8 protein-coding genes are annotated in these 12,862 nt (G+C 71.8%); 7 read left to right on the top strand and 1 reads right to left on the bottom strand.

The annotated features are described in order from the left end of the window. The first annotated feature begins 73 nt into the window (after nt 1–73). The 7 genes from ettA (at nt 74) to OG943_RS23360 (ending at nt 11,870) form a co-directional block, all read left to right on the top strand. Nucleotides 74–1,750: an energy-dependent translational throttle protein EttA gene (gene ettA / locus OG943_RS23390; protein WP_328611935.1), complete on the top strand. Its 1,677-nt coding sequence runs from the start codon at nt 74–76 to the stop codon at nt 1,748–1,750. A gap of 18 nt (nt 1,751–1,768) precedes the next feature. Then, complete coding sequence (locus OG943_RS23385) at nt 1,769–4,516, top strand: hypothetical protein (protein ID WP_328611934.1); 2,748 nt, start codon at nt 1,769–1,771, stop codon at nt 4,514–4,516. Between the two features lie 418 nt (nt 4,517–4,934). After that, nucleotides 4,935–9,917, top strand: coding sequence for an NAD-glutamate dehydrogenase (locus tag OG943_RS23380; protein WP_328611933.1), 4,983 nt, complete (start codon nt 4,935–4,937; stop codon nt 9,915–9,917). Next, nucleotides 9,914–10,336, top strand: coding sequence for an acyl-CoA thioesterase (locus tag OG943_RS23375; RefSeq protein WP_328611932.1), 423 nt, complete (start codon nt 9,914–9,916; stop codon nt 10,334–10,336). Before OG943_RS23380 ends, OG943_RS23375 begins: the two co-directional genes overlap by 4 nt. Then, nucleotides 10,329–10,964: a hypothetical protein gene (locus OG943_RS23370; RefSeq protein ID WP_328611931.1), complete on the top strand. Its 636-nt coding sequence runs from the start codon at nt 10,329–10,331 to the stop codon at nt 10,962–10,964. The genes OG943_RS23375 and OG943_RS23370 overlap by 8 nt, the downstream gene beginning before the upstream one ends. A 61-nt stretch (nt 10,965–11,025) precedes the next feature. After that, nucleotides 11,026–11,292: a hypothetical protein gene (locus OG943_RS23365; protein ID WP_328611930.1), complete on the top strand. Its 267-nt coding sequence runs from the start codon at nt 11,026–11,028 to the stop codon at nt 11,290–11,292. Between the two features lie 128 nt (nt 11,293–11,420). Next, nucleotides 11,421–11,870, top strand: coding sequence for a DUF6292 family protein (locus OG943_RS23360; protein ID WP_328611929.1), 450 nt, complete (start codon nt 11,421–11,423; stop codon nt 11,868–11,870). Between the two features lie 65 nt (nt 11,871–11,935). On the opposite strand, the gene OG943_RS23355 is transcribed toward OG943_RS23360, so the two are convergent. Then, a complete protein-coding gene (locus OG943_RS23355) occupies nt 11,936–12,832 on the bottom strand; it encodes an acyl-CoA desaturase (RefSeq protein WP_328611928.1) in 897 nt (298 codons plus the stop codon). Between the last annotated feature and the right edge of the window lie 30 nt (nt 12,833–12,862).

The raw sequence follows: 12,862 nt of genomic DNA, 5'->3' as shown, positions 1-12,862 counted from the left end.
CTGGGTGTGACCGTCGGTAGTACCACGGTGACCGCCGTCGAGCCGCGGAACGGGCCACTCTACGATCGCTTGTATGGCCGAGTTCATCTACACCATGAAGAAGGTGCGCAAGACCGTCGGGGACAAGGTCATCCTCGACGACGTCAGCACCGCGTTCTACCCCGGCGCCAAGATCGGCGTGGTGGGTCCGAACGGTGCCGGTAAGTCCACCGTTCTCAAGATCATGGCGGGGATCGAGCAGGCCAGCAACGGCGAAGCGTTCCTCCAGCCGGGCGCCAGCGTCGGCATCCTCATGCAGGAGCCGGTGCTGAACGAGGAGAAGACGGTCCGGCAGAACGTCGAGGAGGGGCTCGGCGACGTCAAGGTCAAGCTCGACCGCTACAACGAGATCGCCGAGTTGATGGCGACCGACTACAGCGACGCGCTGATGGAGGAGATGGGACAGCTCCAGGAGGAGCTGGACCACGCGGACGCCTGGGAACTCGACTCGACCGTCGAGCAGGCCATGGACGCCCTCCGCTGCCCGCCTGCGGACGACGCCGTCACCCACCTCTCCGGTGGTGAGCGCCGCCGGGTCGCGCTGTGCAAGCTGCTGCTGTCCGCGCCCGACCTGCTGCTGCTCGACGAGCCCACCAACCACCTGGACGCGGAGAGCGTGCTGTGGCTGGAGCAGTTCCTGATGAAGTACGCCGGCGCCGTGCTGGCCGTGACCCACGACCGGTACTTCCTGGACAACGTGGCCGAGTGGATCATGGAGCTCGACCGCGGCCGCGTCGTCGGCTACGAGGGCAACTACTCCACCTACCTGGAGAAGAAGCGCGAGCGGCTCGAGGTCCAGGGCAAGAAGGACGCCAAGCTCGCCAAGCGGCTCCGCACCGAGCTGGAGTGGGTGCGGTCCAACGCCAAGGCCCGCCAGACCAAGTCCCGCTCGCGGCTCGACCGCTACGAGGAGATGGCGGCGGAGGCCGACAAGCACCGCAAGCTCGACTTCGAGGAGATCCAGATCCCGCCGGGCCCGCGGCTGGGCAGCGTCGTGGTCGACGTCGAGAAGCTGCGCAAGGGCTTCGACGGCCGGGTGCTCATCGACGGGCTGTCGTTCGACCTGCCCCGCAACGGCATCGTCGGCGTGATCGGCCCGAACGGCGTCGGCAAGACCACGCTGTTCAAGACCATCGTGGGGCTCGAGCAGCCGGACGACGGCACGGTCAAGATCGGCGAGACGGTCAAGCTGTCCTATGTGGACCAGAACCGCGCCGGGATCGACCCGAAGAAGACGGTGTGGGAGGTCGTCTCGGACAAGCTCGACTACATCCACGTCGGGCAGACCGAAATGCCTTCGCGCGCGTACGTCAGCGCGTTCGGCTTCAAGGGCCCGGACCAGCAGAAGCCGGCGGGCGTGCTCTCCGGTGGTGAGCGCAATCGGCTGAACCTGGCGCTGACGCTCAAGCAGGGCGGAAACCTGATCCTGCTGGACGAGCCGACGAACGACCTGGACGTCGAAACCCTGGGCTCGCTGGAGAACGCGCTCGAACAGTTCCCCGGCTGCGCCGTGGTGATTTCGCACGACCGGTGGTTCCTCGACCGGGTCGTGACGCACATCCTGGCCTGGGAGGGCACGGACGAGAACCCGGCCTCGTGGTTCTGGTTCGAGGGCAACTTCGAGGGCTACGAGAAGAACAAGGTCGAGCGCCTCGGCGCCGAGGCCGCGCGCCCGCACCGGGTCACCCACCGCAAGCTGACCCGCGACTAAGGGGAGGCGGGGTCCCGCGTGGAAGCCAGCAGGCACAACCGGTCGAGCTCGCCCGCATCCGTGGGCGGGCGCTCCGCCGTTGCCGGGGGCGGGACCCTTTCCGCGGTCGGGCGGCTGATCGAGCGGGCGGACGCACTGCACCTGCGTGCCCCGGAACTGGCTCTGGTGCTCGGTGAGCGCGCCGCTGCGCTCGCCGAGGCCGCCGGGGCGGACGAGCAGTGGATCCGCGCCGAAAGCCTGGTGGTGTCGGCGCGCGTGCGGATCGGCTCACGGCCTTCGACGGTCGGCCGCGCGGTCGCGGCTCTGCGCGCGGCCGAGCACGCCGGGTACGGCGACATCGCCGCGCGGCTGCGGATCGACCTCGCGGTGTGCGCGCGCAGCCTCGGCACGCCGTTGACCGGGATCGCCGCGCTGCGCCCGGTTTTGTCGGACCCCGTGGTTTCGCCGGTGCATCGTGCGGAAGCGCTGTGCCATCTCGTGGGCTGCCTGGCACAGTTCGGCCGTAAGCCGGAGCTGGACCGGGTGCTCGTCGAGGCCGACCGGCTGGTGCAGAACGACGACTCGCTCGACGCCGACACCCGGCTGCTGGTCCGGGCGTTGCTGCGTAACGGAACCGCCGCGCACCGCCGCCGGCACGGCGACCTCACCGCGGCCGCCGACGCCGCCCGCACCGGGCTCGGCTTCCTGGAGAAGATGGACCGGCCCGAGGACGACGGCGGCCTGGTCCGCGTCCGGCTCGTGCTGCAGCTGGTGAGCACGCTGCTGGACCGCGGTGACGCCGAGATGGCGCTGGAGATCGCGCAGCCGACGCTCGCGGAGCCGGTGCGCGCCGCGGGGGTCGCGCCCGCGAGCTGGCTCCGCCTGGCCGTGGCGACCCGGATCCACCTGCCCGCCGGCGCGGGCGAGGCAGCGACGGAGCTTGTGCGAGAGGCCGTCGCGAGCACCGAGCGGCACGGCCTGCACGCCGTCACCGCGCGGCTGTGGCTGGAGCTTTCGCAGATCGAGGAGCGCTTCGGCCGGGCGGAGGAGGCGATCGCGTGCCTGCACCGTTCTCGCGCCGCGGAGCACCTGCACTCGCGGTCGCGACGGCAGGCCTGCGGGCTGCTCGCGGGCGAGTTCGGCGCGGACACCCTGGCGGCCGTGGACCTCGACGACGTGCTGGCCGTCGCGCCGCCGTCGCGTCCCGTGCCGATCGCGGTGGAACCCTTGCGGGACGACGACACCACGACATTCATGCGGCCGGCCGAGCTGACACGGCACGGCCGGTCCCGGCCCGCTCCCGAACCCGAGGGCGAGACGGCGTACTTCACCGCTGCGGGATCGGTGCCGGAGGCGCCCGTCGAACTGCCGGCGCCCACCGAGCCTGAGCCCGCGAGCACAACGCCGTCCTGGTCCTTCGGGCGGACGGGCGGGGAGCGCGAGGCCGAGCAGACCGCGGTTTTCCCCGCGATCCGCGACCTACCGGACGCCCCGGCGTCGCCGCGGCAGGCGGAACCCGTCGCGCGGAAGCCGGAGCGCGTTGTCGAAACGCGCGAGAACGCTGCTGGGACAAGGGAATCGCAGCCCGTCGCGGGGTCGCGGGCGGAGGCCGCCGAGAGCCGGACGGCCACGTCCGGTGGCAAGCGGCGCCAAGAGGACGCGGACCGGCGCGCGGCAAACGGCGTCGAGCGGCGGCCGGAGACCGAGTCGCGGCCCGCGAGCCCGCAGCGGCAAGAGAGCGCGCGGCAAGAGAGCGCGCGGCAAGAGAGCACTGAACGCCGTGGTGAAGCCGCGTCGAGCGGTGGGCGGCGTCGTCAGGAGGACGTGGCGGGCCGGCGCGCGGCCGAGGCCAAGCCCGCGGCGTTGCCGGGCTGGGTGAAGCCGTTCCGGCGGCCCGAGGTGGTTGCCGCGCCGGAACCCGTTGAGACGTACCGGCGGCCAGCTGCGCCCGAACCCGTTGAGGCGCCGGTGGAAACGCCGGTCGAAGCCCCGGCGCGAGCATACGAAGCCCCGGTCGCACCCCCGGTCGTCCAAGCCCCGGCCGCGCCGCCGGAGCCGGCGCGGTTGTCGCTGGCGATGCCGGACCTGTCGGACATCCTGCCCGAACTGGCGCTGGCCCCGGCGCCCGCCGACGAGACCGCCGCGCCGCTCTGGGAGAGCGACGAGTGGGCACGCGAGGAACGCGCCCGGCGGGAGGTCCAGGGCAGCCGCAAGACGCGGCACGACTCCGAGCACGGGTCCGTGGCCGCGCGGTCGGTGCTCGACCGGCTCGGCATCTCCGGCGGTGCCGGCTCCGGTGGCGGCGGCCGTCGCCGGGCGGACGAGTCCGGGACGCACGAGGACGTCGCGCGGACGGCCGAGCCCGTCCCCGAAACACAGGCGGTCGCCGCCGGGGCAGCGGCCGAGGCCGACCCGCCGTGGAAGCGGGAGCGGCCCGACCTCGCCCCGCCGCCCCGGCCCGAGCTGACCGAAGAAGAAGCCGCCGCCGAGCCGTGGCTGCCCCGGCTGCGGATGCCGCCGTCGCTCGACCCGCTCGAGGACTTCGACAGCTGGACGCCCACGGCCCAGCCGTTCCCGGAGAGCTACGCCCGGGCGATCGCGGAGGACGAGCCGCCGCCGGACGCCGGGCTCGCGGAGCTGCTGGCGCGGGCGCTGGCCGAGCATCAGGCCGGCACGGCCAGTGCGGCGGCGCTGGTGAAGAAGCTCGGGTCGCAGGACGAGCAGCGGCGTTCGGTGAACGGGCACTCGGCCGGGCGGGACGGCAAGCGGAACGGGTCCGTGGACTGACGTCCGGAGCGTCTCGGACCCCGGTCCAGTGCCCACCGGGGAGCCGGTTCGGGCGGTTTCGGTGTGGTAATCCTCGCACCGCGGGGAGGCAACCTTTCGCGGTTTCGGTGGCGGGACCGCGCAGTCTTGTTTTGACTGAACCGATTACGAAGCCCCTAGGTCACCGGCCGCGGCGGGCGGGCACCGGACGGGCCAAGGGGTTCGAGCGGTGAACGGGTGTCACGGACTCGCCGGTAGCTTGACCGATCAGGCGTTATCCCCAGCCGGGACAAGGGCAAACCGAAGTGTGGACAACTTGCCGGTCTTTGCGAGGCGCCCGACGGGGGCGGATTAGGGTGGGGTGGTCCGGCACGATGAGGTGTCGGATTGGTCTCGATCTCGCCGACCTAATATCTCGCACAGTGGAGAGTTGCCTCAAATGAGCTCGACGGGAGTCTCGTCCCCGCCCGGAACCGATGTCGGCCCCGAGTCCGGCGGCCAGCGCCGCTCTACCAGCCCGGAGCAGAGCCGCGACGAGCTGATCGCCGCCGCGGCCGCGCAGGCACCGGAGATCGGTGACCTCATCCGGCTCTACTACCGGCACATCCCGCCGGAGGAGATCGTCGGCGACGATCCGGTCGCGCTGGTCGGTGCGGTGCGGTCGCACCTGCAGCTCGCGAAGCAGCGCATCCCCGGGCGGCCCGCCGTGCGGCTGCTCAACCCGTCCACGGCCGAGGACGGCTGGACGCGGGAGGCGACCGTCGTCCAGGTGGTCACGGACGACATGCCGTACCTCGTGGACAGCGTCGCCGCCGAGTTCGCGCGGGACGGCGTGCAGGTACAGCGCATCGTGCACCCGATCGTCGTGGTCAGCCGCGACGTCACCGGCGAGCTGATCGGCCTGCACCCGGACGCCGACCCCGCCGACCCGCCCGCGATGTCGGCCGCCGAATCGTGGATGTACGTCGAGATCGACCTGGTCACCGACCCGAACCGGGCGCGTGAGCTGGACAACCGGCTGTCCTCGGTGCTGGGCGACGTCCGCGAGGTCGTCGAAGACGCCGACAAGATGGGCCAGACCGCCTGCGCCGTCGCCGAGTCGCTGGAGCAGGCGCCGCCGAAGCTGCCCGCGGACGAGGTCGAAGAGGGCTCCCGGCTGCTGCGCTGGCTCGCCGACGGCCACTTCACCTTCCTCGGCTACCGCCGTTACGAGCTGGTGGACAACCCGAGCCCGGACTCCGACGAGCCCGCCCTGCGCGCCGTGCTGGCCTCGGGCCTCGGCGTGCTGCGCCAGGACAGCCTCGCCGCCCGCAGCCTCACCGCGGGCCCGGACAACTCGGTGAACGCCCTCGCGCCGTCGCTGCTGGTGCTCACCCAGGCCAGCGCGCCCTCGACGGTCCACCGGCCGGTGTACCCGTACTACGTCGGCGTGAAGACGTTCGACGAGCAGGGCAACGTGACCGGGGAACACCGGTTCCTCGGCATGTTCACCACCACCGCGCTGCACGAGAACGTGCTCGACATCCCGGTGGTGTCCAAGCGCGTGCGCGAGGTGATCCACCGCGCCGGCTTCCCGATGGAGTCCTTCTCCGGCCAGCGCATGCTGGAGGTGCTGCAGAACTGGCCGCGCGCGGACCTGTTCTCCGCGGACACCGACTCGCTGTACGCGACCACCACGGGCGCGATCACGCTGTCGGACCGCCGCCGGCTGCGGCTGTTCCTGCGCCGCGACCCGTACGGCCGCTTCTACTCCTGCCTGGTCTACCTGCCGCTGGACCGGTACACCACGCGTTCGCGGCTGGCGATGCAGGAGGTGCTGCTCGAAGAGCTCGAAGGCACCCAGCTCGAGTACAGCGCCCGGATCGGCGAGTTCGTCCTGGCGCAGGTGCACTTCATCGTGCACACGGACCCGGCGCACCGCGTCGACCCGGACACCACCCGGATCCAGGAGCGGCTGAACTCCGTGATGCGCGGCTGGGACGACCGGATGGTCGAGGCGATCCTGGCCGAGCGGCGCGAGCGCGCGGGCGACGGCCAGCCGATCGGCATGATGGGCGAGGAGTCCGCGGTCGACCAGGGACAGCGGTTCGCCGCGGTGTTCCCGGAGGCCTACAAGGAGGACTTCACCGCCGCGGAGGCGCTGGCCGACCTGCGCCGCCTCGACACGCTGAACGACGAAGGCGACCTCGCGCTGTCCTTCTACCTGTCGTCCGACGCCGAGCCGGGAGAGCGCCGCTTCAAGCTCTACCTGCGCGGCGAGGGCGTCACGCTGTCGAAGGTGCTTCCGGTGCTGCAGGTGATGGGCGTCGAGGTCGTCGACGAGCGCCCGTACGAGCTGTTCCGCGAAGACGGCGGAGCCAGCTGGATCTACGACTTCGGCCTGCGCATCGAGCCGCAGGCCCTCGGCGAGTCGAGCGACGCGGCCGTCACCGAGCTGCGCGAGCGGTTCCAGGACGCGTTCCGCGCGGCGTGGCAGGGCGACGCCGAGGTGGACGGCTTCAACGGCCTGGTGCTGCGCGCCGGGCTCACCTGGCGGCAGGCCGCCGTGCTGCGCGCCTACTCGCGGTACCTGCAGCAGGCGCGGAGCCCGTTTTCCCAGGCCTACATCCAGAACACCGTGCTCAAGCACACCGAGGTGGCCACCCGGCTGCTGAACCTGTTCGAGGCGCGCTGCGACCCGCAACTGTCCGATGTGGACCGATCGACGCGCGAAGAGGTGCTCGTCGGCGAGATCACCGCGATGATCGACGAGGTCACCAGCCTCGACGAGGACCGCATCCTGCGCCGGCTGATGGCGGTCATCAACGCGACGCAGCGCACGAGCTACCACGTGACCGACGCCGAGGGCGGCCTGCGGCCGTACCTCGCGATCAAGCTCGACCCGAGCGGCGTGCCGGAGCTGCCGGAGCCGCGGCCGAAGTTCGAGATCTTCGTGTACTCGCCGCGGGTCGAAGGTGTGCACCTGCGCTTCGGCGAGGTCGCGCGCGGCGGCCTGCGCTGGTCCGACCGCCGTGAGGACTTCCGTACGGAGGTGCTCGGCCTGGTCAAGGCGCAGGCGGTGAAGAACGCGGTTATCGTGCCGGTGGGCGCGAAGGGCGGCTTCGTCGTGAAGCGGCCGCCGGCGGCGACCGGCGACGCGGGCATGGACCGTGACGCGCAGCTGGCCGAGGGCATCGCCTGCTACCGGATGTTCATCTCCGGCCTGCTCGACCTCACCGACAACCGGGTCGAGGGCCGCGAGGTCCCGGCGCCGGACGTGGTACGCCACGACGCGGACGACAGCTACCTCGTGGTGGCGGCGGACAAGGGCACCGCGAAGTTCTCCGACATCGCGAACGAGGTGTCCGCGCAGTACGGCTTCTGGCTGGGCGACGCGTTCGCTTCCGGCGGCTCCGTCGGCTACGACCACAAGGCCATGGGCATCACCGCCAAGGGCGCGTGGGAGAGCGTGAAGCGGCACTTCCGCGAGCTGGGCACGGACACCCAGACCGAAGACTTCACCGTGGTCGGCATCGGCGACATGATGGGCGACGTCTTCGGCAACGGCATGCTGCTGTCCGAGCACATCCGCCTGGTGGCCGCGTTCAACCACATGCACGTGTTCCTCGACCCGAACCCGGACGCGGCCTCGTCCTACGCCGAGCGGCGCCGGTTGTTCGACCTGCCGCGCAGCTCGTGGGACGACTACGACCGCTCGCTGATCAGCGAGGGCGGCGGCATCTACCCGCGCTCGGCCAAGACGATCCCGGTCAGCCCGCAGGTGCGCGTGGCGCTGGGGCTCGCCGAGGGCGTCACCGCGATGGCCCCGATGGACCTGATGCAGGCGATCCTGCTGGCCCCGGTGGAGCTGCTCTGGAACGGCGGCATCGGCACGTACGTCAAGGCGGAATCGGAGTCGAACGCGGCGGCCGGCGACAAGGCCAACGACGCGCTGCGCGTGAACGGCAACCAGTTGCGCGCCAAGGTGGTCGGCGAAGGCGGCAACCTCGGCCTGACCCAGCTCGGCCGGATCGAGTTCGCCCGCGCCGGCGGCAAGATCAACACCGACGCGCTCGACAACTCGGCCGGCGTCGACTGCTCCGACCACGAGGTCAACATCAAGATCCTGCTGGACCACCTGGTCGCCACCGGCGGGCTGGAGCAGGCGCAGCGCAACGAGCTGCTGGAGGAGATGACCGACGAGGTCTCCGATCTGGTGCTCGCCGACAACTACCGGCAGAACGCGGTGCTCGGCGTCAGCCGGGCGCACGCCGGGCCGATGGTGTCGGTGCACGCGCGGCAGGTCGCGGCGCTCGTCTCGGCCGGCGCGTTCGACCGCAAGCTGGAGGCACTGCCCAGCTCTTCGGAGTTCCGCGCGCTGGACAAGGCGGGCGAGGGCCTCAGCTCGCCGGAGCTGGCGACGCTGCTCGCGCACGTGAAGCTGGACCTGAAGGACGAGCTGCTGGCCAGCGAGCTGCCCGATTCCGAGGTGTTCGCGCGCCGGCTGCCGGAGTACTTCCCGAAGCCGCTGCGCGAGCGCTTCACCGAGGCCATCGGCCAGCACCCGTTGCGCCGCCAGATCATCACCACGCTGGTGACCAACGAGCTGGTCGACGGCGGCGGCATCTCGTTCGTCTTCCGCCTGATGGAGGAGATGAACGCGACCGCCACCGACGCGGTCCGCGCGTACGCCGTGGTCACGCACGTCTACGACCTGCCGAAGCTGTGGGCCGAGATCGACGCGCTGGACAACGTGGTGTCCACCGAGGTGGCCGACCGCATGGTGCTGGAGACGCGCCGGCTGCTCGACCGGGCCGCGCGCTGGTTCCTCACCAACCGGCCGCAGCCGCTCGCGCCGCTGGCCGAGATCAACCGGTTCGGCCCGGTGCTCGCGGAGCTGGTCCCGCGGCTGGGCGACCTGCTGCGCGGCCGCGAGCGCGAGTCCGTGGAGGCGGGCGCCGCCGACCTGGTGGACGAGGGCGTGCCGGCGGACCTGGCCCGGCGGATCGCGTTGCTGCTGCACAGCTACGGCCTGCTCGACGTCGTCGAGGTCGCCGAGCTGGCCGAGCAGCAGGTGGGCCTGGACATCGTGCACCGCCCTGGCGACACCGCCGACCTGTACTACGCGCTGTCCGACCACCTGGCGATCGACAAGATGCTCACCGAGATCAGCGCGCTGGAGCGCGGTAACCGCTGGCATGCCCTCGCGCGGCTCTCGTTGCGCGACGACGTGTACGGCTCGCTGCGCGCCATCACGCTCGATGCCTTGCGCCACAGCGACGAGGACGTCGCGACCGCCGACAAGATCGCCCAGTGGGAGAAGGTCAACGCCTCGAGGCTGTCGCGGGCGCGCGTGGCCCTCGACGACATCACCCGGTCCGGGCGGCTCGACCTCGCGACCCTGTCGGTGGCGGCCCGCCAGATCCGGAGCACGGTGCGGTGACCTATGTTGCACAGGTCCGGCCGCGCTGGTCGGACATGGACGTCTACGGGCACGTCAACCACGCCAACATGGTGACGCTGCTCGAAGAGGCCCGGATCCCGGTGCTGTTCGGCGAGGCGGTGAAGGCCGGGCTCACCGAGCTGCCCAAGGGAGTGGTCGTGGTCAAGCTGGCCGTGCACTACCGGACGCCGATCGTCGTCGCGCCGGACACCCCGGTGCGCGTGGAGATCACGCTCACCGAGATGCGGGCGGCCAGCATCACGCTGGCCTACCGCGTCCACACGGGACCGGAGGAGTCGGACCCGGTGGCCGTCACGGCCGAGACGGTGCTGGCCCCGTACGACACCACCAAGCTGCGGCCGCGCCGGCTGACAGCACCGGAGACCGAATTCCTGAAGCGAGTGTTCGCCGATGCCTGAGCTGCGCATCCCCGACGCGGGCGACCGCGACACGCTCGGCGCGTTCGTCGCGCGGGCGGTGCGCCTCGACGGGCAGACGTCCGTGCGGCTGCGCCAGCGCGAAGACGGCGTCGTCGAGGCCTGGACCGCCACGCCGTTCGAGGTCCTCGCCACCCGCGCGGTGGCGGGGACCGTCACGCCGTCCGACATCACGGTGTCGGGCAACGAGCTGCTCGCCGCGCTGACCGTGGTGGGCGGCCCGGTGATGGACCCCGGCCCGGCGCGCGACCTGATGTGGCACGCCGAGCTGCCCGCGGCCGGGCGGTGGCAGCTGGTGGACGAGCTGCCGGTGGCCGTGGTCTCCGACCTGGCCGACCGCGGGGTCACGCTGGCCCGCGACAACGCCGGCCCGCACGGCACCCCGCCGGCGTCGCTGATGGACCAGGCGGTGCTGACGGTGACGGGCGGCGAGCTGGAGGTGAAGGTCCAGCTGCGGTGCCTGTTCGCGTTGTCCGGCATGGGTTTCCTGGACTCCTCGATCGCCGGGGACGTGGTGCGCGTGACGGCCACCAACTCGTGGCTGCGCCTCGACGCGCGGTACGGGGCGGTGCTGAAACGGCGGCACGCGTTGCTGCCGCTGCTGTTCTGAAGTCCTTGCGATTTTCTTTCGTTACGTGGCCCCGGGCGGCCCGGGGTGCGATCGTGGGGGCATGACCGAGCAGGACGGCGACCCGACGGCGGACTTCCTCGCCGAGGTGCGCGCGGACGAGACACCGTGGCGCACCGACCGTCCCGCGGGCGAGCCCGCCGCCGAGAGCCCGGCGCGTCCGGAAAAGTGGACCCGCTCGGTCGGCCGGGCGGTCGGAGAGGCCGCGCCGTACGTTCAGGCCGCCCTGTTCGCCGGCTGGATCGCGACCAGCATCGCGGACTCCGGCGGCAGCGGCGGCGGGGACATGAGCGGCGGACAGAGCGGCTGAGCACTGGTTCTGCCGTCGAACACGGGTACAGTCGTGAGTGGTCAGCTGCCGTCCATCCGACCGGCACCGGCCTCTACACCGCTCCTGCCGGTTCCACCGGCGCGGCGGGACGGTGGAACGGAGATCTGATGCTCCTGTCCAGACCCGACCTTCTCTCGTCGCTGCCCACAGGTGACGACCACCAGATTCTGCGCAGCGCCCTCGAGGGTTACGTGAACGCTGTCGCCGCCGCCGTCGGCGTTCCGCCGGAAGGAACGTCGTTCGAAGTCACCGACACGGTCACCGCGTACCTCGGCCTCAGCCGGCGTGCGGCGCAGTACCCGGGCCGCGACCTGATGCTGGTGTGGAGCGCACGCCAGGGCTGGGCCGTCTCGGTGGAGACGCGTCCGGCCGAGGTGCCGCTGGTGCTCTCCCGCCTCGGCGGCGATGTCGTCCCCTCGCCCGAGGCCGTCGGCCGGTTCGTCACCGAGGTGGTCTCCCGGACCGGCGGCACGCCTCTCGGCGCCCCGCCCGCCCGGGTTGCCGCCGACGACGAGGACCTGGCCGCCCGGATGCTCCGGCGCGCCGGACAGACGTGATGACGCTGGTACAGCGATGAAAAAGACCCGGCAGCGGAGTTCGCTGCCGGGTCTTTTTTCGTGGGTCAGGCGGCCGTGCGGAGCTTGCGGGCCAGGCGCTCCGGGCGGGGCCAGCGGACCTGCGAGGCCCAGCTCAGCTTCTCGAACACCCAGATCAGCCGGGCGGAGATGTCCAGCTGGCCGCGGCCGACGCCGTGGCGGGCGCCCGTCGGGTCGGCGTGGTGGGAGTTGTGCCAGGACTCGCCGAAGGACAGGATCGCGAGCGGCCAGAAGTTGGCGGAGCGGTCGCGGGCCTCGTACGGGCGTTCGCCGATCATGTGGCACAGCGAGTTGACCGACCAGGTCACGTGGTGCAGGAGGGCGACGCGGACCAGCCCGGCCCAGAAGAACGCCGTCAGCGCGCCCCACCAGCTCATCGTGATCAGGCCGCCGAGCAGCGCCGGGCCGAGCAGGGTGACCAGCGTCAGTACCGGGAAGAGCCGGTCGACCAGGCTGATGTCGGGGTCGTCGAGCAGGTCGGGGGCGAAGCGGCGCGGGTTGGTCTTGTCGCGGTCGAAGAGCCAGCCCATGTGCGCGTGCCAGAACCCCTTGGCCAGCGCGGCGGGCGTGGTGCCGAAGCGCCACGGGGAGTGCGGGTCGCCGTCACGGTCGGCGTACGCGTGGTGGCGCCGGTGGTCGGCCACCCAGGCGACCACGGGCCCCTGCATGGCCATGCTGCCCGCCACGGCCAGCGCGATCCGCAGCCCGCGCCGCGCGCGGAAGGCGCCGTGGGTGAAGTACCGGTGGAAGCCGATCGTGACGCCGAGGCCGGTGAAGCAGTAGAACCCGGCCGCCAGCCCGATGTCGAGCCAGCTCAGCCCCCAGCCCCAGGCCAGCGGCACCGCCGCGGCGACCGCCAGCAGCGGCACGATGGCGAACAGCTTGACGAGGAACGCTTCGGTGCCGGTTTTCTGCCCCGCCATCACCGGTTCACTCGCCCGTCCACCGGCTTC

Source organism: Amycolatopsis sp. NBC_00345, from assembly GCF_036116635.1.
Taxonomy (GTDB): Bacteria; Actinomycetota; Actinomycetes; order Mycobacteriales; family Pseudonocardiaceae; genus Amycolatopsis.
This window is presented reverse-complemented; position numbering and strand designations above follow the sequence as displayed.